General features: G+C 47.2%; 30 protein-coding genes. 22 read left to right on the top strand and 8 right to left on the bottom strand.

The window, feature by feature from the left end; all coding sequences use genetic code 11:
• Positions 1-1,370: 1,370 nt before the first annotated feature.
• The 6 genes from LQ777_RS09980 to LQ777_RS10005 form a co-directional block, all read right to left on the bottom strand.
• Positions 1,371-1,859, bottom strand: coding sequence for a hypothetical protein (locus tag LQ777_RS09980; protein ID WP_232562367.1), 489 nt, complete (start codon positions 1,857-1,859; stop codon positions 1,371-1,373).
• A gap of 436 nt (positions 1,860-2,295) precedes the next feature.
• On the bottom strand, positions 2,296-3,693 hold the full coding sequence (locus LQ777_RS09985; RefSeq protein WP_232562368.1) for a replicative DNA helicase: 1,398 nt from the start codon (positions 3,691-3,693) through the stop codon (positions 2,296-2,298).
• Complete coding sequence (locus LQ777_RS09990) at positions 3,690-4,250, bottom strand: hypothetical protein (RefSeq protein WP_232562369.1); 561 nt, start codon at positions 4,248-4,250, stop codon at positions 3,690-3,692. Before LQ777_RS09990 ends, LQ777_RS09985 begins: the two co-directional genes overlap by 4 nt.
• Before the next feature lie 173 nt (positions 4,251-4,423).
• Positions 4,424-4,588, bottom strand: a complete 165-nt coding sequence (locus LQ777_RS09995; RefSeq protein WP_232562370.1) for a hypothetical protein — start codon at positions 4,586-4,588, stop codon at positions 4,424-4,426.
• A gap of 148 nt (positions 4,589-4,736) precedes the next feature.
• Positions 4,737-5,036 (bottom strand): helix-turn-helix domain-containing protein, encoded by a 300-nt coding sequence (locus LQ777_RS10000; RefSeq protein WP_232562371.1) that lies wholly within the window; start codon positions 5,034-5,036, stop codon positions 4,737-4,739.
• Between the two features lie 2 nt (positions 5,037-5,038).
• Positions 5,039-5,275 (bottom strand): hypothetical protein, encoded by a 237-nt coding sequence (locus LQ777_RS10005; RefSeq protein ID WP_232562372.1) that lies wholly within the window; start codon positions 5,273-5,275, stop codon positions 5,039-5,041.
• Positions 5,276-5,493: 218 nt separating this feature from the next.
• Between LQ777_RS10005 and LQ777_RS10010 the strand changes: the two genes are divergently transcribed.
• Positions 5,494-6,204, top strand: a complete 711-nt coding sequence (locus LQ777_RS10010) for a LexA family transcriptional regulator (RefSeq protein WP_232562373.1) — start codon at positions 5,494-5,496, stop codon at positions 6,202-6,204.
• Between the two features lie 19 nt (positions 6,205-6,223).
• Here the strand turns inward: LQ777_RS10010 and LQ777_RS10015 are convergent, their stop codons facing one another.
• Positions 6,224-7,477 (bottom strand): tyrosine-type recombinase/integrase, encoded by a 1,254-nt coding sequence (locus tag LQ777_RS10015; RefSeq protein WP_232562374.1) that lies wholly within the window; start codon positions 7,475-7,477, stop codon positions 6,224-6,226.
• Between the two features lie 393 nt (positions 7,478-7,870).
• Between LQ777_RS10015 and LQ777_RS10020 the strand changes: the two genes are divergently transcribed.
• From LQ777_RS10020 to LQ777_RS10060, 9 genes are all read left to right on the top strand, one after another.
• Positions 7,871-9,073 (top strand): phage integrase SAM-like domain-containing protein, encoded by a 1,203-nt coding sequence (locus LQ777_RS10020; protein WP_232562375.1) that lies wholly within the window; start codon positions 7,871-7,873, stop codon positions 9,071-9,073.
• A gap of 244 nt (positions 9,074-9,317) precedes the next feature.
• The gene (locus LQ777_RS10025; protein WP_232562376.1) at positions 9,318-9,869 is read left to right on the top strand and encodes a hypothetical protein; all 552 of its coding nucleotides are present in this window, start codon (positions 9,318-9,320) and stop codon (positions 9,867-9,869) included.
• 56 nt (positions 9,870-9,925) lie between these two features.
• Complete coding sequence (locus LQ777_RS10030) at positions 9,926-10,546, top strand: hypothetical protein (protein ID WP_232562377.1); 621 nt, start codon at positions 9,926-9,928, stop codon at positions 10,544-10,546.
• Between the two features lie 111 nt (positions 10,547-10,657).
• On the top strand, positions 10,658-10,882 hold the full coding sequence (locus tag LQ777_RS10035) for a hypothetical protein (RefSeq protein ID WP_232562378.1): 225 nt from the start codon (positions 10,658-10,660) through the stop codon (positions 10,880-10,882).
• 4 nt (positions 10,883-10,886) lie between these two features.
• Positions 10,887-12,281, top strand: a complete 1,395-nt coding sequence (locus tag LQ777_RS10040; protein ID WP_232562379.1) for a hypothetical protein — start codon at positions 10,887-10,889, stop codon at positions 12,279-12,281.
• A gap of 1 nt (position 12,282) precedes the next feature.
• Complete coding sequence (locus LQ777_RS10045) at positions 12,283-12,732, top strand: hypothetical protein (RefSeq protein WP_232562380.1); 450 nt, start codon at positions 12,283-12,285, stop codon at positions 12,730-12,732.
• On the top strand, positions 12,729-14,483 hold the full coding sequence (locus LQ777_RS10050) for a DNA cytosine methyltransferase (protein ID WP_232562381.1): 1,755 nt from the start codon (positions 12,729-12,731) through the stop codon (positions 14,481-14,483). The genes LQ777_RS10045 and LQ777_RS10050 overlap by 4 nt, the downstream gene beginning before the upstream one ends.
• A complete protein-coding gene (locus LQ777_RS10055; protein ID WP_232562382.1) occupies positions 14,480-15,151 on the top strand; it encodes a PD-(D/E)XK nuclease-like domain-containing protein in 672 nt (223 codons plus the stop codon). The genes LQ777_RS10050 and LQ777_RS10055 overlap by 4 nt, the downstream gene beginning before the upstream one ends.
• A complete protein-coding gene (locus tag LQ777_RS10060) occupies positions 15,148-15,393 on the top strand; it encodes a hypothetical protein (protein ID WP_232562383.1) in 246 nt (81 codons plus the stop codon). The genes LQ777_RS10055 and LQ777_RS10060 overlap by 4 nt, the downstream gene beginning before the upstream one ends.
• Positions 15,394-15,611: 218 nt before the next feature.
• On the opposite strand, the gene LQ777_RS10065 is transcribed toward LQ777_RS10060, so the two are convergent.
• A complete protein-coding gene (locus tag LQ777_RS10065) occupies positions 15,612-16,136 on the bottom strand; it encodes a DUF4468 domain-containing protein (RefSeq protein ID WP_232562384.1) in 525 nt (174 codons plus the stop codon).
• A gap of 193 nt (positions 16,137-16,329) precedes the next feature.
• Here LQ777_RS10065 and LQ777_RS10070 point away from each other — a divergent pair, with 193 nt between their 5' ends.
• The 12 genes from LQ777_RS10070 (at position 16,330) to LQ777_RS10125 (ending at position 25,718) form a co-directional block, all read left to right on the top strand.
• On the top strand, positions 16,330-16,800 hold the full coding sequence (locus LQ777_RS10070) for a DNA-packaging protein (RefSeq protein ID WP_232562385.1): 471 nt from the start codon (positions 16,330-16,332) through the stop codon (positions 16,798-16,800).
• On the top strand, positions 16,797-18,131 hold the full coding sequence (locus tag LQ777_RS10075) for a PBSX family phage terminase large subunit (protein ID WP_232562386.1): 1,335 nt from the start codon (positions 16,797-16,799) through the stop codon (positions 18,129-18,131). The genes LQ777_RS10070 and LQ777_RS10075 overlap by 4 nt, the downstream gene beginning before the upstream one ends.
• Before the next feature lie 2 nt (positions 18,132-18,133).
• On the top strand, positions 18,134-18,928 hold the full coding sequence (locus LQ777_RS10080) for a hypothetical protein (RefSeq protein WP_232562387.1): 795 nt from the start codon (positions 18,134-18,136) through the stop codon (positions 18,926-18,928).
• A 35-nt stretch (positions 18,929-18,963) separates the two neighbouring features.
• Positions 18,964-19,227, top strand: a complete 264-nt coding sequence (locus LQ777_RS10085; protein ID WP_232562388.1) for a hypothetical protein — start codon at positions 18,964-18,966, stop codon at positions 19,225-19,227.
• 2 nt (positions 19,228-19,229) lie between these two features.
• Positions 19,230-19,475 carry a hypothetical protein gene (locus LQ777_RS10090; protein ID WP_232562389.1) on the top strand — a complete coding sequence of 82 codons (246 nt, stop codon included), beginning with the start codon at positions 19,230-19,232 and terminating at the stop codon, positions 19,473-19,475.
• On the top strand, positions 19,441-20,484 hold the full coding sequence (locus LQ777_RS10095) for a hypothetical protein (RefSeq protein ID WP_232562390.1): 1,044 nt from the start codon (positions 19,441-19,443) through the stop codon (positions 20,482-20,484). Before LQ777_RS10090 ends, LQ777_RS10095 begins: the two co-directional genes overlap by 35 nt.
• A gap of 129 nt (positions 20,485-20,613) precedes the next feature.
• Positions 20,614-21,084, top strand: coding sequence for a hypothetical protein (locus LQ777_RS10100; RefSeq protein WP_232562391.1), 471 nt, complete (start codon positions 20,614-20,616; stop codon positions 21,082-21,084).
• On the top strand, positions 21,081-21,524 hold the full coding sequence (locus LQ777_RS10105) for a hypothetical protein (RefSeq protein ID WP_232562392.1): 444 nt from the start codon (positions 21,081-21,083) through the stop codon (positions 21,522-21,524). The genes LQ777_RS10100 and LQ777_RS10105 overlap by 4 nt, the downstream gene beginning before the upstream one ends.
• Position 21,525: 1 nt before the next feature.
• Entirely contained in the window at positions 21,526-21,672 is a 147-nt protein-coding gene (locus LQ777_RS10110; protein WP_232562393.1) for a hypothetical protein, read from the top strand.
• A 238-nt stretch (positions 21,673-21,910) separates the two neighbouring features.
• Positions 21,911-22,414, top strand: a complete 504-nt coding sequence (locus tag LQ777_RS10115; protein WP_232562394.1) for a hypothetical protein — start codon at positions 21,911-21,913, stop codon at positions 22,412-22,414.
• Between the two features lie 11 nt (positions 22,415-22,425).
• Positions 22,426-23,055, top strand: a complete 630-nt coding sequence (locus LQ777_RS10120) for a hypothetical protein (protein WP_232562395.1) — start codon at positions 22,426-22,428, stop codon at positions 23,053-23,055.
• Complete coding sequence (locus LQ777_RS10125; RefSeq protein WP_232562396.1) at positions 23,052-25,718, top strand: SGNH/GDSL hydrolase family protein; 2,667 nt, start codon at positions 23,052-23,054, stop codon at positions 25,716-25,718. The genes LQ777_RS10120 and LQ777_RS10125 overlap by 4 nt, the downstream gene beginning before the upstream one ends.
• Positions 25,719-25,720: the final 2 nt, after the last annotated feature.

Genomic DNA, 25,720 nt, shown 5'->3' on the forward strand with positions numbered 1-25,720 from the left:
AGGACCGTGCATTAATCATGGAGACAGCGGAAAGGGCATTTTTGGCAGGTCTTTTTTATGAACTGAAATAAACTTCAATTGGCTCTATTCGCCTATGCGTATTGACTGGCAGAAAACCTTCAGTTGGCTCGATTACACATATGCGTATTGATTCCCGAAAAATCATGGCTTTGTCTATACACGCCTTTTTATGGACTGACAAAACTCAACAATACTCAGCTACACATACGCGATTTGACCAAAGAAAAATCATTTTAGTCTATTTAAAACGTAATTGTAGCGCATCAGTATTGATTGGGCCCCGCGCGTGTAGACTGACTGAAATAAACTTCATTTCGCTTTAAACGGGGTTTTCGCCATTCCTTTTTTATGGACTCCGAAAACTCTTCATTTGGCTCTAAATGCGTTTTTTGCCTGTATTATAGGCTGGATGAAAAAACTCTTCGTTTGTTGGGCCCCGCCTTTGTAGACTGACTTGCAAAACACTTCAATTTGAGAGAAAAGGCAGTTAGCTCTGTAGGGACCGAAATAACTCAATGAACCGGCATTAGGCCGAGCCTCGCATGTGCGCACACGCGTGTGGCGGTGTGCAATAACTTAGTTTGTTGGAGTAGGCCAGACGGTTAAGGATATTGATGTCTACGGTTGTTCTTTCTGTTCTACGTGCGCGTATTGATGTCAAAAAAACCTTCCCGGCTCGGTATACACACTAATTAATCCTCAATGGTTAGGCCATAGGTCCGACTCCACGCAATGAACAATCGACGAGAGCGCTGCTACCATTCCTGACAGAGAGCTATGATCGATACCTCTGCAATTGACCGTACATCAATCATCGGATTGGCTTGTAACGTCTTTTTTTATGGACTCCGGAAACTCAACGGTACTTTACTCGCATACCCCGCGTATTTGACCGTCGATAAATCTTCAGATCGTTCTGTATGCCCTTTTTATGGACTCGGAAAACTCAATACAGTTCCGCTACACATGCGTGATTTGACTCCGAAAAAATCATGGGAAGGTTTCTGTGACAGTTATTGGCAACCTGTGACAGAAATGAAGCGGACCCGCTTAAACTTCGATTGTTCGAGGTGCGCTGGCTCGTTAACAAAAGTCATCGATTATCTAAGATGAAATCATTCATTCTCACTTTCGACAAAAGACATAAAGTTAACTTACCCTCTTTTGTCGAAAGTGAGGACGGTAGGCCAAAGCTTTGTTGTGCTATCGATCGCTCTATAATGTAAGGTTTCCTCGCGTGCGCGCGAAACGACCGTGCATTAATCATAGAAACACTGGAAAGGGCGTTTTTAGGCTACTGGCCAGGTAAGCGTTCTTCACTGCATTCTCACTGCTTTTGAACTACCCAGCTATCCAATCAAGCGAAAAGGGAAACGCTCACTTAGCTCAGGCGGAAGGTAGTCGTAAGAGGCTTTCTTTATGAACTCATCGTACAAACTCACTGAGTCAAGTACCCGAATGGCAGCAATTGATTTTCGGTACTCATCCGTGAGCAGCTCGCGCATACAAGAAAAGATGATACCGGTTTTATCGACCCAACCCTCACCGTCAGGCATACAGACATTGAGCTTGAACATACCGCTTATCATGCCATAGTGAGCGGGCGATAAAGACGCTTTCGCCACGTCAATACAATACGGTTCATCCTTCATTTTGTCGAGCATGTCATTTAATGCCTCCACTAAGGAATCGTCGGGCAGTCTAACGTTCGAGCCTGGGCTTTCCACCGCTGCCCGTAGTTCATCAATGGTAAAGGAAATACCACTTTCATGGGTGAAGCTCTCTTCTGACTGGTTGATCATAGCGGCTAATCGTTCGGAGGTTGATGGGTTAGTCATTCGTTTGTTAGGGTTGATAATGGGCCAATTCAGCATCATAGTACATGTGGTCGTTTCGTCCAAACAATAGCTCCAAGCCGCTTTTTACCGGGGATTCGATAGATTTCAACCTCATTGACAACGACCGAATAAGAGTTGTCTAGGAATTTTTCTGCTGCCGGACTGATGTTGATAAAGCTGTGCAGTATGATTCGGTCACCCACCCGAGGCACAAAGCCAAAATCGGAAATGCTAATCGGGTCGGGTTGATGCCACTTTAATTTTCCGTTTCTAACGTAAGGTCTGTCAATCATAACCACAACATTCATAAGCGTCTGTTTTTGGGCAGATAGTTTACTGCCGTGAATAAATAGGATGATAAATCGTCGGGTAAAGCCATATTCCCTCCTCTGGTGAATCGAGCAGGACACAAAGGGCAAAGGGTATAATCTGGGAGCTAGAAGTGAGGCTTGTCTTCCTCTTCACCGGAGAGAGCCGAAAAGCCGCCAAGTCGCATCGTCCCATACCGGGCAATCCGATTGCAGGCGCCGTCGTAATCCAGTAACCAGGGGTCGTCTCGGTCAGTGGCCCGCGCTCCGCGAAGCTTCAAGGCGTGTAGCTCCATGGTATGTTCATCAACGATGCCGCCTTCGTATTGAAGTCCACATTTGGACGGGCGAAACAGAAACAAGACGGCGGTCGCATCTTGCTCGAGCTGACTGGTTTCTTTCAGATCCGACAGTTGAGGCCGTTTATCAAAGTCCTTTCTTCGTTCCCAATCCCGACTCATTTGCGAAATAGCGACGATGACAATGCCGAGTTCTCGGGCCAGGTTTCTCAGGGACCGGCTGATATTTGATACCCGTTCGCGGGTATTCAAACTACGCGGGTCCTCCACCAGTTGAATGTAGTCAACGACGACCATCTTTACGTTCTGACGCCGTACCCATTCCCGAATGATGTATTGAAGTTCTAACGACTCAAGCGGCACATCATGAATATGCAAGGGCATATCGGCTAACACCTGGGTTCGGTTGTAGAGCTTGTTCAAGTCAATCGTAGTAGCTCGGTTTAGCTCCGAATTGGAGTAGTCCGATACGGCGGCAAAGAACCGGGCCATGTAATCGGCACCGCTCATTTCAATCGTCACGCAACCGACAGCGTTCTTTTCCACCAAACACTGATGACGAATCGCGTGGATCATAAAGCCGGTCTTACCCATGGCCGTACCTGCCGCCAGGATAATGTAACTGCCGGGCGGAAACCCACCCGTTCGCTCGTCGATTTCTTTTACGCCGAACGTAATCCCCTTCTTACGGCCTGACTGTTTCTCAATGATGTCGTCATAGACTTCCTTCATGTAGTCATTGGCCGTCTTCTTACGCATGGATGTCAGATTGCCCATAATTGCGTCAGCGTCTTCGTTGAGCTTGCTGAGCAAGGCTACCGGATCGGAACTAGGATCGAGTGCGGATTTTCGTAAATCGGCACCGTACTGACTTAGGTAACGCTTGATTGAGAGCTGAAGCAATGACAGACAATGCGAGTCAATGATGTTCAGGTACCCTTTGTTGGATAGCTCCGTGAGGTAGTAATAATCAATGGCCTCATCCGCTTTTTGAGTGCGTAGGTGTCGGTTGATAATCACTAAATCAATGGGCTCGCTTTGCAGATAGAGTGTGGCAATGGCTTCGTAGACGAGCTGATGGAGTTGATTGTAGAATACAGCGGGCTTGCGAATGTATTTAAGCATAACACCGGCCATACTCGGTTCATTGAGCACTGAGCCCAGTACCGTGGCTTCAAGTTGCTCATCAACGTTGACGAGGTGATTGGGGACTAATTCGTATTTCATCGGACTTGGCCCGGTGCAGACGGACGTTTAGCGGTTGGCTGTTGTGATGTTGTACCTGCGGACTTAGATAAATCAATCGGGTCTTTCCAACATTCCCCGTTTAGGTAAGTGAGCGGATACTTTCGGTAGTCAATATCCGGCGTTGACTTGACGTACAGCGGAACGTGTTCCAGTATGGCTAATTGGTCAGCCCGACTTAGCCTATTGAACTTGGCTGCTGCTTTCTTGCGATCAAACTTTTTGCCGTACAGGTCATAGAACTGCTCAAAAAGATCGGGTTCACCAGATGCGTCAGCATCGGATATAGTTTTATTAGTTTTTACTGTTTTATTAGTTTTTACTGTTTTAGTTGGTCGCACTGCAATCGTATCGCAATCGTCATGCAATCGTAGAGTAATCGTACCGCTATCGTAGAGCAATCGTAAATATGCGATTGCCAACTTTATTTTGGTTACATTACCGGGAAGGCGCTGGACAATCTCAATAATGCCCCAGGCGGCTAAATCGTCGATGCATTTCTTTAGCGTTTTGTCGGAGCCAATGTATGTCCGATCCATGGTGTACTGAACCGGTAAATCTAGAACTTCACGGGTAGGAGCATTTGTCTGAATTTGGTTTCTGAGTTCGCAAATCCATATGTACAAGGAATGATGGTTGGCTGTGCAACCTATCTGCATCGCTTCAGTGGAATCGAAAGCTATCCGGAAGACTTTCGTTAGTTCGTAACCAGTCATAACCTAGATGGTGGGGTAGTGCGCTTAAACGAAATGACCCATAGCCACAGATTGGCCTTATAGACTGCCTGTTTGTGAACGCCAATAACCCACTGCTCAAAGGCAATCATGGCATACGGCTTATCGCTGAGGGACTGAGCTTTATTGATTGATATATTCATGGAATTTGCCTGACAAAAGGGTGTGCGGTACCTAGCTAGACACCATGCCGTGTTAGCCAGGACTCAGAAGGGAATGATCAGGTGTTACCTGGAAGGAGAGTGGGTAGGGAAAGCGGCTTGAGCGTTGTGGGCCTCTAGATATTGAAGGCTACCCATCCGCTTGTGAAAGCTGATTGACCTTGATTGAATTACGCTCGGCAAACTTGATAATTGCTGACTTCTTAAATCGTTTAATCTGGCGGCCATGAACAAATAGCTTCTCATCTGCCAGCATAAGCATTGCTGTCGATTTGCTGATGTCAAAGTATTGACAGATCCATTCCCAGGTGACGTATTGGTCATCTTTCAACGTTGCCAGTTCCTGTTGGCATTCCTTTAGTTCAGTTGCCACGCGTTTATAGTCTTCGACTAGTTTTGGCAACTCAGCAAGAGCTTCGAAAGGAGTCATGGCTATTGAAGAGCTTTTTGTAGTTTTCTGAGTTTCGCCTTGCGTTCTTCTTCTAGTGTCCGTAGCGCTTCCGTAATTGATTCGATTGTTTCAATACGTACACTACCGCCTGATTGAGCTTTCTGAATAACCCGTGGCGTTACACCCGCCAATTGTCCTACTCTGGTCACCCCACCTACATCGTAAATGGCATCTAGCCGCTCGCTTAATCGTCGCTGTTGATCTTGTGATAGTACCATATTTCTACTTACTTGCGTCCTGACTGTGTTCGTTAACCGTTCGCTAATAATGATGGCTCAAAATTAGACAATAATGTCTAACATTGTCAAGCGAAAATGACTGATATTTATGTCTTTATTGCTTAATTAATATTTTACGTATAGAAATGGGCTTAGAAACGAGAGAGGCTATTAGAAAGGTTATAAATGCTAGACATATAACAGTTAGAAACCTGTCAGTGCAAATAGACATTGCCGAGCAAAGTGTATCAAAAATGCTTAGCGGTACGCGGACGTTAACGGACAAGACGTTAGCAAAAGTGGCTAAGGTGTTAGACATACCATTTGAAGTGCTCAAGTACGGGGAGGGGCTTGAAGAGTATATTCTAAAAAAGCCATTCAAGAACGAAGCTATTCCAATTGATTTTGTCGATGAGACAGACGTAGTTGTCAGCGCCAACGGAATGGAGTTCCGTGATCTAAGCAACGGCATGGTCTTGATGACAATGCCTTTTGTTGACGAGTTTGCCTACGCCAGTTATCCACATGGTTGGAAAGATCCCGAGTACGTTATTGAACTTCCTAAATACTCGATTGTACTGCCGACTCGTGAAAAAGGGTTCTACCGGGCTTTTGAAGTAAGAGGAGATAGTATGAGCGATGGTACCATGAATTCGATCTGCTATGGTGATGTGGCCATAGGGCGGCTAATTGAACCGGACTATTGGGATCAGAAATTATACACAAATGGAGGTACCGACTATATTGTCGTTACACATGATGGAGTTATTATCAAGCGGATTATGAAGCATGACGTAAAAGAAGGAATCATTACGTGCGCTTCAATCAATCCGGACAAAGATGAATATCCTGATTTTACGATTCGGCTATCTGAGGTGTATGAATTGTATAAAATACGAAAGATTGACCGGGACTGGAATCGACGCTAACTAATTGACATAAATAGCTTCAATGCCATAATTGATCCATCGCGTCATTGACGTCTGATTGACGGAGTTCTGCCAGGTAAATTTCAGTCGTGGAAAACTTACTGTGCCCCAATGCGGCACTAATCTTGCGCTTATCGCTTATCAATCGATCCGCTAGTGTTGCAAACGTGTGTCGAGCAATGTGAGTTGTTAAATTGACTTCAATCCCAGCTTTCTCGGCGACTTCCTTCAACAAGACATTGACCATCTGCGTTTTGCTTTCGATCTGCGCGATCAATCTCATTTTATTCTCTATATCTGACTTGCCGGGAATATCTTCAAACTTAGCCAGCCACGGTAGAAGGAACTTACCGGAAACAGTTTCAAGGTAGTAAGCTATCATTACCTTCGCCTTTTCGCTAAGCCGGACATCAATTAAATCGCCTGTCTTCATACTGATGTAGTGCAGGTACCACGTATCGCCTTCTTTACGAATATTGTCTTTCTTCCAGGTTAGAGCATCACTGATTCGGCTACCATACGCATAATACTGAAGCATGAATGTATTACGAGCGTCTGCCTGACGACCGGTTAGTTCTACGCTTTCTAGTTGTTTTAATTGAGCTTCGGTGAGCTTAGGCTTTCGCACCTTGGCTTCTTTAAACTCAACAAAAGCCATTGGGTCAGCTTTCGTAAATCCACGTCTACGGGCGTCAATAAAGAGCGTATTTAGAAAGGCCATTCGACGATGAAGGGTATTGTCAGATTTAGAACCGTTATGACGCAGCCAGGCAGCCCAGGCCAAAACCCAATCTTCGTTTATATCATCCATATGGATGTCAATCTGATTACCGAACCGATCATTACCCAGATATTCCGCTAGCTTATGCATGTGGCTACTATACTTTTCAGAAGTATGAATCTGTCCTTTTTGCATACAGCGTTCGACATACTTTTTGCAACTAGCCAATAATAGAGCGCTAGGATTGGAAATCACAGCCTCCTCTGCAATGATCTGATCAGGGTCAATTTTCCGACCTTCTAGTTGAGCCGTATGTAGTTTCTTTTCTGCCAAGTTAAACGCGTCGGCAATACGGACGTTAAGCACCAGCATGTTGGGATGTTTGATAACTCGACAGGCTGACTTATCGAATTGGCTTACCTTGACTTTACAAAGCGTTCTACGTTTCCAGACTGTGCCTGCTGGAGACACAACTTTGCATTGAAGCATAACGGCGTGAGTACCGTCGTTGTATTCTTTGCTGTGGAGGATGATTTTGACTGTAGCGGACATGGACAACTGGTTGCTCAATAGTTGCCACGAATATAATATACTTCAAATACTCTCGTACGCTCTCAATGAGTAAAAGGTACTTAAATTGCCTATTAATTACGGTAGTGACTGGCTGTGAATGTATTTTACTTATATTGTAGTTCCTCGCTCTCTGCCGGAAAGTAAACCGATTATCTTCAATGCCATCGCAAGCCCGCTACTCAGCGGGTTTTCGCGTTTCTGAGCCAATCAGCCCACATTCTTCACGGATACCGCCCCAGTAACGACGGTAAGCGCACGGTAACTTTGCAGTACCCGCGCTAAATATTTTATATGTACACTATTTTATAATACAACTAAAACATAATATTGGCATTATTAACGGATTATTAATCTCTATCCTCTATTGCCAGTATGCTTAATTACATGTACATCAATTTCTATCCGCGCAAGTCAACAACTGATCCGGAACAATGCTCCATTAACCTCCGTGTAACGATTAATCAGGAACGATTGACTCTTGGCGCTGTTACGGCCATCTGCGGGTTAGGTTTCCCAAAATCGGTAATGATCGAGCGAAAGTGTTGGGATGAACGGAAGGGGAGAGTCAAACAGGGTACGCCACACGCTACAATGATTAACCAGGCTATTGCTGAATGTGAAAAGAAGCTTGATAAACTCTACGCGCAGCACGAAGGCTTTGACGTGCACATGACGGCCAACAGTCTGAAAGAATTATTCCTCAATGGCGGACGCATCCGGCCTACCATGTCAGATCTGATGGGAGCCTTTATTGACGAGCGGGAAAAGCTCAAAGCTCGCCAATCGACGATTGATACCTACCGCTTTAAGTTTCGGCCCCTGCTCGCCTTTCTGACCGCCCGAAACTACCTGACAAAAGCCGCCGAGGAATTTACGCCAGGCATCTTAAAAGAATATCGATTGTATCTAATCACCGAACGTGGGAATGGGGACAGGAACGCCGATAAAAGCTGTCAGGTTGTAAAAACCTTGCTTCTGTGGGCCGCTGGTGCGGAGCGTATCAAAATCAATCCTCTGCTTAATATTCGTATCCGCGTGGACAAAACCCCAAACCTGGAGTGTTTAACGCAGGCAGAATTAGAGATTCTGCACAATGCGGACCTAATGCCCGACATGCGGGAAGTCGCCGATTGTTTCCGGTTTGCCTGTTATACGGGCCTTGCTTATCAGGATATGGGGGCGGTCACTGAGGAAAACGTTCAGGAAATCGAAGGCAGACTCTGTATTGTCGGCAACCGGCTGAAAACAGGCACTGAGTACTGTATCCCGATCACAAAGCCAGTCTGGGAGTTGATGCAGAAGTACGAAAACCTGAGTATCCCATTACCAAAACTGGACGATTACAACCCGACGCTTCGCCAGATCATGCACTTTCTTGGTATCAAAAAGCGGATTACCTCACACACAGCGCGGAAAACGTTTGCCGACTGGTGTATCAATGAGCTAGGATTGTCAGAAGAGGCTACCATCGTAGCGATGGGGCAGAAGGACGCCAAAGAGCTGAAGCCTTACCGCAGAACCAGACCGAAGCGTTTACTCTCTGAATTTCCGAAGGAATGGCTAAAAAAAGAGTAGTCTATAACTTCACCAGTTGGCGGTTTGAAATGAGTCCATACGGCTTCTTTGTGTTCAGTATCTACGAAAAGGAGGGACCAACGTTTACCAAACATGCGATCATATTTTTAAACTAAATAATGTAGCCCCGCCATATGGTGGGGCTTTTTGATTAAAATATTTATTGTAAAAAAACATAAAACAAGTATTGTAAATAAAACAAGTATTGTATATTTGTGAGGTCATAATAAAAACACCTCGCATCATGCTCGCCCGATCATTTCAACCCGTTCCCGCTCCGCTGCCTGTTCAGCGCCCGGTTCTGCATACGACCATGAAGTTGCTACTCAACGCCTGGTCAACCGAATACTACGTCCGTCTGGCTGATCCGCGTCCGTACACCTTCTCGCAAGCGTATTACGCGACGTACTTTAGTTTCAAAGCCTTATTAGCCTCAGTCGGCGCGATTGGCGAAGGAAAAGAACTACTAACCGAAGCGGCTATTCGGGGAAAAGTGTCAGCGTGGGAGAGTATGGGTATGTACCGCGATACAAACCTACCGAAAGGGTTCTTTGAAGAATTGGCGCTGTATAGTCCTCTGCTTGTGCCGCAACCCGTTGTTGAAGATCCCAAAGCAGAATACGAACGCTTACTGCGTATAGTCGAAACCGTTTGTGCATCACACGAACGCTATATCCTGCAAAAGTTCGGCGAAGCGCAATACCTCCGCATTGTTGAAGCGGCTCCGCTTCATAGTCAAGACACTTTCCTGCTTGAACGTACCAATCGAATACTTCTGAACAGCACCCTATCTTAAAATAGTACCTACTTATTGGCTATTCAGCCGCTACTACTTCTAAACTAAATACAATTATGACTAAACAAATCGCTCCCATAGCTGAGCAAAAACCAGTTCCATCGTTCAAATATCTAGAAGGGCACCCGCGTCAATACCGCTTCGACGCCAAAGAAGGTGTCTTCAATATCAACGGTCAGGAGAAATTAGGCCGTACGCTGACGTTTCAGCCGATAGCCTGGCGAATATTCACCGACAATATTCTGAATATGGGTACGAAGAATTGGGCTGAACTCTTCTTTATTGATGAGAAGAATTGTGTGTCGGCGATTCTCTTTCACGGCTATTCCGTCGATAACATCTTTCGCTTGATTGAACCGCTGTTCTACGACGATCTGACGCTGGCTGACGTAGTGATAACCGTTGTGGCTGAGCGGAAAGAAAACACCAACATTCAGCCAAAGGGGGTGTATTACATCGCGACGTTTACGTATAAAATTGGCGATAAAGAGCGTACGGCGGAGCTGAAACAGTACGCCGAAGAAAACAAAATATTCCGTCAGGAAACGCTGACCGATATCGCCAACGTCAAAACGGCCATGTACTACTACAATCCGTTTGTTGTCGGCTCCGCTGTCGAAGCAGGTGCATTGCCTCCAGTTGGTGTCAATCACGAAACCGGCGAAGTTTCTCAATAATCTACCATCACACGAAAACCCGCTGACTGTCAAAGGTTAGCGGGTTAAAACCCCTCCTATAATCACATGAGGTACAGCGATATTAATAATTACAGAGACCTATTGAACGCTTTGAAGTCCCTCTCTCCAGAACAATTAGCACAACCGGTCTATGTCTCCCCCGACGATAAGCCTATACTTCAAGTAGGCTCTTTCGAGGTACTGCAACATGACCTGATCAAGACCGACGAAGGACTTGAGCCTCGGTCGTTCTACGGTCAATCCGAAATTGAAGAGCAGGAATACCCCACAGTCTATAAAACCGGCACTGTTTTTCTAAACCTACAACCTCTATAATCCCATGAATACCGAAACAGTCGAACTAGTACCAACTGAGCAGGCCGTAGTACTTGCCGAAATTATTCCCTCCGCTGAATTAATCAAGATCAACGCAACCGATGCGGGGCTCGCTCAACTACGGGAACTAGCTATTACGCTATCCAGTAAGCCTATTGAAAACAACGAACAGTACGTCGAAGTCCACCAAGCCGTTATGGTAGCGGTCAAAGTACGGACCAATTCGGCGAAGCTGGCCAAGGAAATAGCCGCTCCTATCAAAGAGAATTACGACAAAATCCTAGCGGAAGGAAAGCGAATCGGCGAACATGCCAAGGAGTCCGAAGATATGCTCCGTCCACTCAAAGAAGCCTACGAAGCCGAGCAGGAACGTATCAAAGAGGAACGCGCCAAAGCTGAGGCCGCCAAACTTGCGGAACGTACGAACTCGCTGGTTATGCTCGGTGCTACCTTCGACGGTATGACCTACAATGTACATGGTGTGCTGATTGACGCTATCGAATTGAAGCTACCTGACGATGAATGGCTGGACTTGTACGGTTCTGCAAAAAAAGCCTACGACACCGAACAAACGCGACTTGCTGAGCAACAGCGACTTATCGAAGAGGAAAACGCCCGTATCGAAAATGAGCGAAAATTAGAACAACAGCGTCAGGAAGAGGAAAAAGTACGACTGGAGAATGAAGCTAAGCAATTAGCAGAAAGTCGCCGGAAATTCGAAGAACAACAGCTTGAATTCGAAACCCAGGCTCAACGCCAACGTGACGAAATGGCAAAGATGGTTGTCGATACGCAAAAAGCCCGTCTGTTAGGTATAGGCTTAATCGAGAAAGACGGGTTTATGACCTACGACGGGCTTGAGGTTATGCCTGTTGGCTCATTGGGCCTTTTGAGTGCTGACGGATTTGAGGGGAAGGTAGCTGATATCTTGGAGCGCCAAGCCAAGTATAAAGCCGACAAAGAACGTCAGGAACAGGAAGCTGCTCTGTATGTTGCTCGTGCGCCACGATTGGTAGCGATTGGACTTATCGGAAACGGTCAGGGTGGGCATGAAAGCGATTCGCATCGAATAGAATGGCCGTCAATTGTTGGCTTCTCTGACGAGGAATTTGACGCATTTATCACTGATGTTGTCGCCTTCCAAAAGAAAGCCGCCGAAAACGAAGCCGCTCGGATCAAAGCGGAAAAACAAGCCGAAGCGGATCGCAAAAAAGCGAACAAAGAACGACAGGAACGGCTAAAGCCTGACAAAAAGCTGATTACTGGCTACCTCACTAAGGTAAGTACATTAGTTAGTCCTAACCTAAAGGAAGTCGAAGCTAACGAGTTTATGAACCGCTTTTATGCTGATATAGATCGCGTGGTTATCGACTATAAAAAGCAACTCGAAGCTTTGTAATATGGCGAAAGAGGTAGTCACTTTCGGCAATATCCAAAGTGGCAAACTAAATATTGTTGAGCGCGGCCAGTTCCTTGATTCGCTGGCCGCGTTTCCTGACTGCGAAATCGAGCTAACCGTTAAACGACTCGGCAGGCAACGTTCCTCTCCCCAATCCCGCTACTACTTCGGCGTTGTTGTTCCCCTGATTCGTGATGCGATGAACGACGCATTAGGCGAGCGGCTGGATAAAGAAGAGGTTCACGAGTGGTTAAAGAAAGAATTCAACAGCCGGGAAATTGAAACATCGAACGGCCACTTTCTGACGGTTGCGCTAAGCACCCGAAAAATGAATACTACAGACTTTACCGATTATATCGAACGCTGCCGCAATTGGGCCGCTACGTTTTTCGGTATTGATATTCCCGACCCTGTCAAGTTATCCACGACTAAAACCGAATTGAAAGTATGATTACCCTCACTGACATGTTCTGTGGCTGCGGTGGCAGTTCAGAAGGTGCCCGCAACGTTGGCGGCACAGAAGTAAAATATGCGCTTAATCACTGGGCCTTGGCGATTGAATCGCATAACACTAATCACCCCAACACGCATCATGATTGCGCCGATATTTCCGAAACGCATCCCGCCCGCTATAGCCGAACGACTGGCTTGATTGCTTCACCCGAATGTACGAACCATTCACTGGCCAAGGGACAAAAACGGAAGAATCTGCACCAACAGGAAATCTTTCAGGATAAAGCGTTCGACGCATCGGCGGTGCGTTCACGGGCTACGATGTGGGACGTTCCCCGCTTTGCTGAAATCCACAAGTATGAATTCATCATTGTTGAAAACGTAGTAGACGTGCGGATGTGGGTCATGTTCGACGCCTGGTTAAAGGCGATGCATCTGCTCGGCTACAAACACGAATGCGTTTATCTGAACGCCATGTTTGCCCACGGTGAAGGGGTAACGGGGTTTGCGCCACAAAGTCGGGACCGGATTTATATCGTGTTCTGGAAAAAGGGTAACCGTAAACCTGATCTGGATATTTGCCCGAAGGCTCCGTGCGCTAAATGCGGAACCGTCGAAGCAATTCAAAGCTGGAAGCCGGGCCGCAAAGCGGGCAAGTACAAGACTCAGTACACCTATCGCTGTTCGGTTTGCGCTGCGCCAGTCGTGCCGTTTTACTACGCTGCTCTGAACGCTCTGGATCTGTCGATACCTATGACGCGTATTGGTGACCGTGAGCAGCTACGTATGAAGCCGCTGAGTGAGAACACCCGCAAACGCATTCAGTACGGACTGGATAAATACGGTATTCGTCCCACTATCATTGATCAGCGCAATCAGTCGGGGAGTAAGTCAGCGCGTATTCGTAGTGCTGAGCAGGAAGCTTTGAATGCACAGTCCACGGGCTATTCGAGTTATTTGTTTTCGCCCTACCTGTTCAATATGTCGTTTAGTCACTCTCAAGCGGATAAGACCTACGGCATGGATGGGACATTCCCAACGCAAACGACTCAGGAAAGCATGGCCTTCGTTTCGCCGGAGCCGTTCTTACTAGCCAATCGGGATAGTTCACCAGCGCGGGCGCTGACCGAGTACATGCATACACAGACAACGGCTCAACAGGAAATCTTAATCGCTCCTTCGGGTTCGTTCATTGTGGCGAATCGGAAATCGACACCCGCCCGTGAAATGACCCACGCTTTGCCCACGATTACCGGACAGCGAAATAGTATGTCATTGATAATCCCGATTCACGGTACGGCCCGTCCGAAAGATGCTGACCGCGAAGCAATGGATTCGGTCATGACGTCTGGCCATACGGCTTTAGTGTCGGGTGGGTTCATGCCTATACATCGGAATAATTCGACTACGCACGAACTGCATGATCCGATTTCAACTCAGACCGGAAAGGTTACAAACAGTCTGATAATGCTACCGTATCACGGCGGGAGTAAGCAGGCAAACCACGTTTCGGAGCCAACGACTACCATACCGGGCAACGATAGTATCTCGCTGGTTGATGCAAAGCCGCAAATCGATGATTGTTATTTCCGGATGCTGCAACCCAAAGAAACGGCACTCGCTCAGGGCTTCCGAATCGATTACAAAATTCTCGGCAATAAGTCGGATCAGCAAAAGCAGATTGGCAACGCTAACCCACCCCCAACAATGGAATTACTTGTTTCACGCTGTGTAGCATCACTATTATGAACGACTATCAATACCGCACCTTACCCCGCTACGCCAACAGCGATTTGTCTGAACTCAAGCGCTTAAATCTTGGCGAGAAGTTTATGGCAACTCAGAAGTCATTGGACTTTGGCACCGCCTTTCATACGCTTATTCTCGAACCTGCAAAGCGTCAATCTATACTCACTGCTACAGGTATTGAAATGAGTGACCTTATCAGTCTGTACGTGATGGAAGAGCGAATAAATGCTTTTTCGGACCTGCGCGTGATGTTTGCCGATGCAGAGAAAGAAACCGTTCGCCAGTGGGTTTGTCCGATTACGGGTTTGCCGCTCAAAGCCAAGTTGGACGCCGTTATCATGCCCCGTCGTCGGCACCTGGTTGATTTGAAAACAACGTCCTGTAAATCACTAGCTGATTTTTTAGAATCGTGCTACTCCTTTGATTATGACCGGCAGGCCGCGTTTTATCTGTCGTCCGACCCGAATGCGGCTTTCTTTGAGTTTGTCGGCGTTCAGAAAGTGCCACCCTACAACGTGTATCGATTGGCGTTTCACAAGTCCGACGAGTTTATCAAATATGGACAAAAGAAGATGGAGTTCTGGTTACAGAGAGCCTACGAAGAAAGCCTGAAAGAAGACGGTTGGCGACCAAGCAGCTGGAGTAGAAAGGAGGTGGAACAGGTATGAAAGTAAGATTCTCGTTCGACGCATGCAAAGCCGTTGCATTGGAGGTAGATATGGATTTTGCGCCACAAGGAGGACAGCAGGTTCGGTTTCCTCCATCGGTATTGAAAGACAAAGACGGAAACATGGTCTTTTCGCCAGACGATTATAAGTTTATTTATTTCGAAGTGCTCAGTTCCGATATAATCTTCTCGGACGACATGAGCTATTATATACAGGTTGATCTAACCCCAGAAGAACAATAGGCTATGTTAACTCAGCAACAGAAAATAGACATTTGGGCCGAAAAGGACCGACTAACTGAAGAATTGTCATTTACCGCCGAAGAGGAAAAGCAGCGACGAACAGAACTACGAAATCAGATTGAGTTCTGTAATAAACAACTTGTTCAGGAACGAATGGAGCCAGTAGAGAATTCGAGGGAGTAATAAAAGCCCGGTCGTGATTGGCCGGGCTTCTTTGTTTACTGATCAAACTGTTCAGTCAGAATGTACTTATTGAGCGAAGCCATATTCGCTTTTACTTTCTGATCACAGGCTTCAAGGGTACGAATCAGGTTCTTTTCGGGAAATCGTTTAAACTCCTGAATCGGCTTGTTTGGGTCAGACAAGCTCCGCTGAACGTATAAATTGCCGACTTTGATATGATAACCCGATTCTTTGGCGTCAAACTGCGTTTCGGTATGGAGCAATACGCGAAGCTGATCAATCTTCTTTTTGTCGGGCGTTACCGCTTCACCAAATCCCCTAGCAATCAACTCGCCGGTCGCTTCGTCATTCAGTTTGAGTACCTGGTCGGGTGATTTGTACATCAGAACGAACCAGCGCCGGGCGCGTCGAAAGATTTCCGCTTTGCTCATGTCGGGCACCTTCACATCTTCAGTGTAGACAACCTTATCACCTTCGAGCGGTAAAACGCCTTTGTATTTCTCCTGACAGAAGGCCGAAGCCGTGACGAATAGCAATAGTACAGTAAACAGTTTCTTCATATAGTCATTTTTGCGCGAAGTAATCATAACGCGATCAATCGCAAAAACTACTGTACTAAGCGGTTATCGTATTATCTACAATAAATCATTTGTTGTACAATTATTATTTTAAAATATTAGTTATAATTGTAACAAGTATTGTAGAGGTTTGTCCACAGTACTACTACCGTAACTTTTAAGAACTCTTCTCTCAATGCCTTTCCCCGAAGGAAATCAATTCTGGAAGCTCCGTAGCTCCCACGGTCGCGACAAGCTGTTTGCGTCGCCAGAATTGCTATGGCAAGCGGCAACTGAATACTTTGAATGGTGCGACAGTAATCCCTGGAATAGAATAGAGTATAAGGGGGCTGATATCGTCCGTGTTGAGGTGCCTACTTCCCGTCCGTACACACTACAGGGTTTGTGTGTTTACTGCGAAACCTCTCTTCAGTGGTGGGATCAATTCAAGAAGAATCAGGCCAACCATGATTTTTTTGATATCATAACGCGTATAGAGCAAATTATCTATACTCACAAGTTTGAAGGGGCTGCTGTCGGTGCATTTAATCCAAGCATCATTGCCCGCGATCTTGGTTTAGCCGAGAAATCAGAAGTAAAAGCAACGGGTACGCATTCGGTGCGCCGTGACGAGGAATCAGGGGATATAATCATTGAAAGCATATGATTAAGCTCCGTTTGTCAGGCAGTATGTTCACGACGGCTTACCGGAAGCTGAGAGCCGCTATTCAAAAAGCGACGCGTTTTGTTATCTTTTTCGGCGCGGCTGATAGCTCCAAGTCGTATTCCGCGCATCAGGATTTAGTGCTTGATTTGATGACAGCCAAAGACGACATCCTGGTTGTCCGTAAAAACAGCGCTCACATTCGCGAATCCTGCTACAAGCTACTCAAATCAATTATTGTTGCCTGGGGCCTGGCTTCGTCGTTTGATTTCTTCTACTCGTCCGATAAGCGGGAGATTGTCTACAAAGAAACGGGCCGTAAGATTGCGTTTACGGGTATCAACGATCCTGAATCACTTAAATCGATCTTTGGCTTTTACCGGCTACTGATTGAAGAGGCTAATCAACTGGATTGGGAGGATTTCTTGGAGCTTAATCGCCGGTTGCGCTCCAATCAGTCGATTCAGATTATTATGCTGCTCAATCCAGTCTCTGAACAGCACTGGATTAAAGCAAGGCTAATCGACAACCCGGCGTATAGTGGTGACGTAACATCGTGCCACGTTACCTATCACGATAATGAGTACATCACCCGTGAGCGCGTCGCTGAGCTGGAGCGGCTCAAAGAAGTTGACGAGTACCAGTACCGGGTCTACGTACTTGGTTTGTGGGGCATTATCAAGCCCGAGAATCCCTTCTTTCACAAGATTGATCCGAACCGGCATTTTGGTAAGGTCATTTACGATCCGAAGCTTCCCGTTTACCTGGCTTTCGACTTTAACAAGGTCAACTCCGTTACGGTGCGCCAGAAGCAGCCAGGCAAGTCAGGTGGTTTAGTGCCCCGTTTTCTCAAAGAGATTCACAAAGGCGGTGAGGGTGCCGACCTGGAAGAAATCTGCAAAGAGTTGTCGTTCGATTATGGTCGTAATATGATCCTGGTTACGGGTGATGCGTCGGGGAATCAGGGACGGTCTGAAACTAAAGGCAATCGTACTGCCTGGATGCTGATCAAAGGTTATTTCCGCGACAACAATGTATCGTTCATCAACTACGATGCGGTGCCCTCGTCGAATCCAAGTCATACCGAATCCCGATTTGTCTGCAATGCGCTGGTTCATCACTGGAAAGATGATTTTCTGATTGATCGCGACAACTGCCCGACACTGTGCGCCGACGTCATCAAGATGAAAACGAATACAGACGGCGGGCTGGATAAGAAGGATTGCGATAAGTACAACTACGGACACGTCGGCGACTGTGGTCGCTATGATCTCTGCAATTTCGAATACACCACGTTTAAAAACCTTGGCCATTACCAGAAGAAAGCCGCATAACCATGAACCCCGAACCCCTACCCACCGCAACCCGTACCTTATCGCCTGAGACAGTGCAGAAGTACATGCTCGCTTTGAATGAACTGGCTAGTACGCTGTCTATCTATTCGTTCAAGCCAATTGATGTTAGCGAATTCTGCAAGCGTCACGACATCAAGCCATCGTTCTTCGACGCGCTTCGTGATTTGAATAAACTGGAGCTTGATCTAACGAAGGGTGTACAGGAGGGTATGTTCTTCAAGATGGACAAAGAGTTGTACGCTGTTACGCCTGACGAGATTGTTGCGCAGATGCGTCGTAATGGTCACAAGACAGCGAAGAAACAGGCCGAAGCCACATTCGAAGCCATCAAAGAAGTAACTGCTACCAATTTTAATGACCTTGATGCAATGGCGAAAGGTGTTGAGTTGATGAAATCTGCTGAGGAGATAGAAACCGCAAAGGCCAATTGCGTCGCTGGTCCAAACTGCTCGACTAGTGTTTGTATGGGCTGCTCAGGGTCGATTGGTAAGTCACATTTGAATATAACAGCGGAAGAGGCTCAGCAGATTATGCAGGAAGCGGAAACCTTCGAGCAAATTGAAGCCGCTCAGGTTAAGCCGGTTCCTAATGCGCTCAAGGACTGGTCCGCTGATTCGCGGCTTGAACCTCGCCTGCTTTCTCGTCCCTACAAAATCAGCCTCAAAGCGGATAGTCTGGAATTGACGATGGAGGTCAACACAACCGAAGATTCCGACATCCTTGATGCTGTGCTATTCAAGCTAAATCGTGAGTCTTTATCCGTAGTGCTTAAGTAGCGTACAACAACCCACCGTAACCGTAACCCTTTACCATGCAATTCTGTAAACCACGCGAAGGCCAAGCCTGCTTTCTGTATCAGGGCGAAAGTAGCCAGGCTCGATTAGACGAGTTCCTCAAAACCTGTGGCGGTACGGCTTCCAAGCTGGAAGGTGTCAAAGCGGTATTCGTGACCGTCGTCAAAGGTGAGCCGCGGCACATCTACGCCATGCCGGGTTCGTGGGTACGATGCCTCGGTCCTGCGCAGTTTACAGCGATGTCCGGTCAGAAGTTTCAACAACAATACGAACTCGTATAGCTATGGCACGTACAATCATTCGCCCCGATCTCAGGCCAAAGCCTAAGCCAGTACAAAAGTTTCAGAAGAAGGAGACACCAGAGCAGCTACTTGAACGAATGGCTCATATCATGAGCATGAATCGAAAGCTTGATTCTGGCGAATATGGGCTTGACCAGAATTTCAATGTCGTATCGCTTAAGGATAATCCAAAGGCCGTACCCGTTCCTCACTATGCCCGAAATAAACGACGCCATGCAGACAAGTAATCCCTTCGAAAAGACCGTTGGCCTCAAAGGTGTGCAGCCCGAATCCGTCAACTTTCCGGTTTGGATCAACGACTTGCCCGGTATGTCTACTGAACTGGTTAGCGCAGTTGCGGACAGCGAAGACGAATCCGACGACGATCCTTCCGGTATCAAAGCAACATGGGCAAGGGTTTGTCGGCTTGGCCTTGAAACGCTGTCAACGATGCTCGAAGGCGAGTTGAGCAAGTCAGCAGATTTCAGCTACATCGGCACCAGAACGGGGAATCTGACAGGTGAAGCATCGGACGTTGTACTGCTTCCGGCTGCTCAGTGGAAAGGCTATATCGTCAATGCCCAAGTCAGCAAAGACGACGAGCTATTTGTAAAATGTCTCACTGTTGCTTGCGCCAACGAAGAGGATACAACTACTCGTATTCGGGTATTTGATCCAAAAGGCAAGGCATTGTTTGAGAAGGACGATGTTGTTGTAAAGCCAGACATCAATGTGTTGGATATTGGCTATATAGCTCGTTCGCCTTTCGGTCGCTCAATACATCTGTTTGTTGCTATTGACGCAACAGAACTGTCGCTGAATGTGCTTGGCGATGGCCAGGAATGGGATTGCACAGACTTCAATTTCTATCTCGACAGTGTTAAGTCTCCGACTAATCTAATCAACAGTATAGGCAACGTTGATGCGGCTGACACAACCAGCATCTTACTCGAAGCCTACGTTCGGCGCTCGCTGATTGATCAGATTGCGAAATACGAAGATCGCTTTCGTTGGGCGTATGCGTACGTTGTCGGCTCTTTGTTGATGACCGACAAACTAGCCTCGCCGAATATCAATCTGTTCACCAATACCAACCGCTTGTTCACGGAGGAACACAGGGTTGAGTTGATGGATGAAGCGAAAAAGAAGGTTTGCCCCATCGCTCGGGACATTATCAAGGCACTCCGACCAACGCCCGCTTTGCAGCAACCAAACCCTGACGATCAGCGGGGCTATTATCCAGGATCATTTATTTAAAACTATACAGTATGGAAGCCAACGAAAAGATTGAGCTAATGAAGTTAGCAGCTGCTATGTCACATGACGTAGAATCGACAATTAAGAACTACAAGAAACTTTTAGAAACGGTTCTGAAACCGTAAAGCCATGTTTACTCAATCCTTTGATTTGGGTTTGGTTGCTCGGGATCTGCTACGCGACGTACAACTCGCTGACCGCAATCTGTCCATCAACCTACGTCGGGCTGGTATCGATTCGGCAGCGCTGATTGTGTACCGAATCCAAATCAAAGGTGAGGGTTCCGAAAACCAGCGACTACTGTCAAAAGCAAAGCTCCGCGTTGGCGCTTACTCGAAAGGATGGGCGAAGGATCGTACAAGTCGGGGTCGGCAGATTGATCACGTCGATTTTACGGATAAAGGCGATCTGATGCGAAGCTTTGTCGTACTCGAAGTAACTGACAAGCTGGTAACCGTTGGCTTTCTCAATGATGAACAGGCCGATAAAGCCGAGTACTTAGAAGCGTATTTCGGTGAAGCCTTTTACCTGAGTCCTGACGAACAGGAACAAGTGTTAACCGCACTTGCCAATAGTATACTAGACGATATAGATAAATGAAGCCTAAAACATTCGATTTCAACTGGTTCAACCTACACCCGACGTTCTTTCTGGTATTCGGCCAGTACGTCAAACTCTTCAATCTGTTTAATCGCCGATCCGCCGAAGATGGGCACCTTTGGGGCGTTGGCTTAATTCAGATAGGTAACAGACACTTGTTCTTCGTCGGCTCCGATGGCAGCATGAAGCGACTGGCGTTTCTATTCGTCCATCTGATTGGATTCAGAAAGATCGCGATTCCGTTTGATCGAATCCACCATTTAGAGCAGTCGTATGGCTGGCTAATTCTGCCAACCCCGAAAGGGTGGATTGCCTTTTTCGACCGGAAAGAGCTTCGGAACTGGAATAACGACCTGGTCGCAAAGTATAGCTTCTCGCAACGATTCAAGCTTGTAACAAAAGATCGCTTTCACAACTGTACAGCAACCGGACGATACTAACATGAAATCACTCGCTAAAGCCGCTATCATCATTGCTTGCATGCTACTGTCCGGCTACATGACGATGCAAGGTCACTCCGAAATGGGTGTCCTGTTTCTGCTATTCGCTGGTTTGGTTGCTGTCTTTTACGAAGCTCAGTGGAAATGATACGTTTTTCTATAAGTGGAGAAGGGCCAAGGTACTGGCATTCAACCGCTGATCTGATGGTAAACGGTAAGCGTATTCGCATATGGCAACTGTTCAGAAAACGGTATCCATATTCCAGCAAACCGCACTCTGGCTTTGTGATCTTCAACGTGAAAAGCTATTTCTTGTTTGCCATAGATCGCAACAGTAAACGCACAGATCTGATCCTTTTCGGGCACTACTTCACATTTAAGCACAAATGATACAGGACACTATCGACAACATTAATGGGCTTATCAAGCGAGCGATACCTTCCCCGGAAATTCAGGTGGAAGGTATTGTCGTACTCGTCCATGATCAGCAGGAAAACGCGGTTACTGTCAAGCTAGGCGATACAGAAACTCGCTTCTCGCTTGACAGCAAACTCGTGTTTCAGTCGCTTCATCTGGTTGATGGCTACATACCGCGTGATCAGGACACCTTCGGCTCGTTTACTGATACGGTGTACGACGTTCGCTTTGTGCTGGTTGGTGTATCCAAGAAACGCAGCAATATCAATGTAGCGCTCAACGCACTACGTGAAACGAGTTATATCAAGATCGATGGTGTAGAGAATGATACATTGTCGGTCCTGACTCGCTATTTCAAAGTAAAAGCGGATCAAAACAAGAACTACGATCCGGCTTTGTTTGCTTTCGCGATTCGCTACCATATCGAAGGCGTTGCTGACGAAGATTTTACCGAAGTATTTGCAATCGATTAACTATCCACACAATGAAAAAGATCGCATTACTGTTACTGCTCAGTATCGGATTCGCTCAGGCGCAATCGGTTACCGACGTAGCAAGCTACACCATCACAAAGTCCGGCGCTGGCATTAAGATATCCGGTAGTCAGGGACTGGTCAAGTATTACTCCGCACCGACGATAACCGGTGAGCCGCGCATCTTATTTCCGGCGGTATCGGCTGTTATCAAGATTACCTCGGCGAGTTCGGTGTCTGAAATGCCTATCTCGTACATCAAAGTCGTTGGCTCGGAAACAGCGAGTAATACATTAAGCGGGGTTATTGATCAGATATCGGCGCTTATTGGTTCGGGTACATCAGGCACCGTTACCCCCGCACCCGCGACGTTTGGGGCTACAGCGCCCACCTCCGCTGACTACACAACTAGTCAGACGATTACGACGACCAATGTGCTCAAGATCCTCATTGAAAATGTGGGTACCACAGCCGCAACCTTCACCTATTCGGGACTCAGCTACACCTTCGTGCAGGGTGATCAACGCGTGTTTGATGCGGTGTACGATGCGACGAGCAACAAGCTGATTCCGATTGCCAGTCTGGTCATTAACCCCTCCGCGTCGGCTCCGATTCGGGTAACCCGCTTTTTGAAACAATGAGAAATGTATTCGTGATGGTGTTGGCGCTGTGGTCGGGAGTGGCTATGGCGCAGCTAGGGAGCGGGGTGAGTAAGGCGGTGTATGCGAATGATAAGCTGGTTCAGGCGGGGATGGATAGTTTGCAGAGCGCGCAGATTAGCGCGAACACGACTAAGCTTACTCCCTTGCAAAGTCTGACGACTGTTGTTGTTTTCCCTAAAAACATCTTTGACGCGGGCGCTGTACTCAAAGACGTCTTTATTAACAACGCGGACGGCTCATTTGTCACTTCTGGGGCTACGGGGTGGACAGTTACAGGCGCATTACCTGTTTCATTTGGCACCTATACAATTTCAGGTCTGCCGTCTACGACCTCGAAAGCGGTGCGGTTCGAGAATGCGGTTGGTAGCGTAGTTGGGGTCTGGAATATTGCTACGCAGGGAACAACCTTCACCGTGCCTGTGGGTAGCACAGTTGCTTATATTACCCTTTCGCGGGCGGACGAGGTATTGAATCTTTCAGGGGTACAAATCGAGCAGGGAAGTGTTGCTACCGCTTACTCTGCCTATTTCCCTCCTTTTTCCAGGACAACTCTTAATGCTAATACAATCCCGGTCATCAGTCCGCGCGCAGTTACCAGCAAAAACCTGTTCACTGGGCAAAATACGCGGGACGGGTATTTTCTGGAAAACACGGGGCTTGAAACTGCCAACAGTACCTATAGCTACACAGACTTTATCGCTGTCAAGCCTGGGTTAACCTACACCGGATGGGACGGGGTGAACGGGATGCGGAAGACTACGTTTTACGATGCATCTAAAAATGTGGTGAGCGGTGGCTCAACGAATCTAATTACCTCGTTTACGGTTCCATCTGGCGTAGCGTACGCGCGGGTTAGTTACTTTTCAGCCCGAAAAGCTTCGTTTCAGTTCGAGCAAAGTGCAAGCGCAACGACGTTTCAGGCGTATTTTACGCCTATCACAACAGGCTTCTACGCCAATGAAACGTATATTCCCTTTCCATCTAGTCAGGAAACGAAAGTCACCCTGAAAGATGTGGAGCGACTCACGTTTTTTGGTGATTCATACACCGATGGCGTCGATCAGCTAAAGGGGAAAAGCTACATGTCAATCCTTTCGCTGTTTTCGGATTGGAACTTCGAAAACTACTCGTTGGCGGGTAACACGTTTGCCAGTATCCTGACGCGAATTCAGAACAACGACAAGACGTTTCATTCCAGCGTCGGCATCAAGGACTTTTCGGGGGGCGGTTACGCGATGATTCTCTCGTGGACGAACGAGTTTGCCGCCAATCCCATCAATGCGACCAATCAGCTTACCATCTATCTAAGCAGCTTAAAGAGCCTGTGCGACGCGGTTAAGGCGCTGGGCTACAAGCCTATTATCGCAAACGAGTACTATACCGGTAACGGAACGTATGGAAATCTAGTCCAATCGGCGCTGTCTGAATTTGCTCAGCGCGAAGGGTATGTCTATGTCGATGTAGCACAAAAAGCCCAACTGATACGGGGTACGCCAGACAATCCAAAGTACTGGTATGGCTCACACCCTGGCACACGTACCAACACAGTCTTTTGGTCGCCCATGATGCGTCATATCCATGCGTTGCCCAGACCCAGGCAGGCCATTAAGATATTTCCGAAGCGAACAAGCTATACCCAGTCCGGCATCAATGATTTTCTGTACACAGACTATTCGAACCGGGCCAAAATGTTTAAGGAGATTTTTCTAAGTCAGCATCCGATGGGGAGCAGTGTCGAAAAGTACTATGATGATCTAACGACGCTGAACGGACTTGGTACCTATACGGGGCAGACGGTTAACGATTACCTAAAGCTAATGAATAGCGAAACGGTGTCGATTGCGGATTACGCACTCGTTGAATGTGTAGTCAACGCAACCGCGGGTAACGTAACTACGTTTGGGTTGGGCTTATCTGACGTAGGCGCTACGGTGTACGTGCGTGATTACGTCAGTAACGCCTGGGTGCAACTAACCAAGACTGCGCAGGCGGACGGCTCTGCGGTGTATTACATCACCAACACAAAAAACCAGATTAGCTACGATAAAGCCACGTTTCTGATCTATAAAAGTGGTGGCTATGCGCTGCAAAACCCCTACTACAAGTGGTCGGGTACTGTAGGCAAGGACATGAATCAGCGCAGCTTGCCGGTTGATCTTGCTAGCTCGGAGCTACTGACTACGCCTACGTTTAGTAATTCGAGCCTCACGGGTTGGACCGTAACGGGAACCGTAACAGGAACAACACCTGACAATACCCCAGCGGGTGCCAATCTGATCGCAACAGTTGATCAGACTAATTTCGTAAGCCAGACTGTCAACTTCGCGGCTGAATCTGAACGTACGCGTAAGATACAGATTAAAGTTATTGCGCGTCGCAATCCAGCAGCGTTTAGTAGTTCGAACGCGTACCCCTCCGCGTCGGCTATAACAGACGACACCTACGATTTAGCCAGTCTGGGCATTGATCTTACGCTAAACAGCAACAACATCCTGTATTTCTCGCGAAACGTGGGGTTGCACTGGACAGAAGCACTGGTTGAGTTTCAGCTACCTCCAAACATGTCTAGTGTAACAGTAACCCTAAAGAGCAGGGATCTGCAAATTGAACTAGCGAAAGCAAGCGTTAAGATAGAACCCTAATT

Source organism: Spirosoma oryzicola, from assembly GCF_021233055.1.
GTDB classification, from domain to species: Bacteria; Bacteroidota; Bacteroidia; order Cytophagales; family Spirosomataceae; genus Spirosoma; species Spirosoma oryzicola.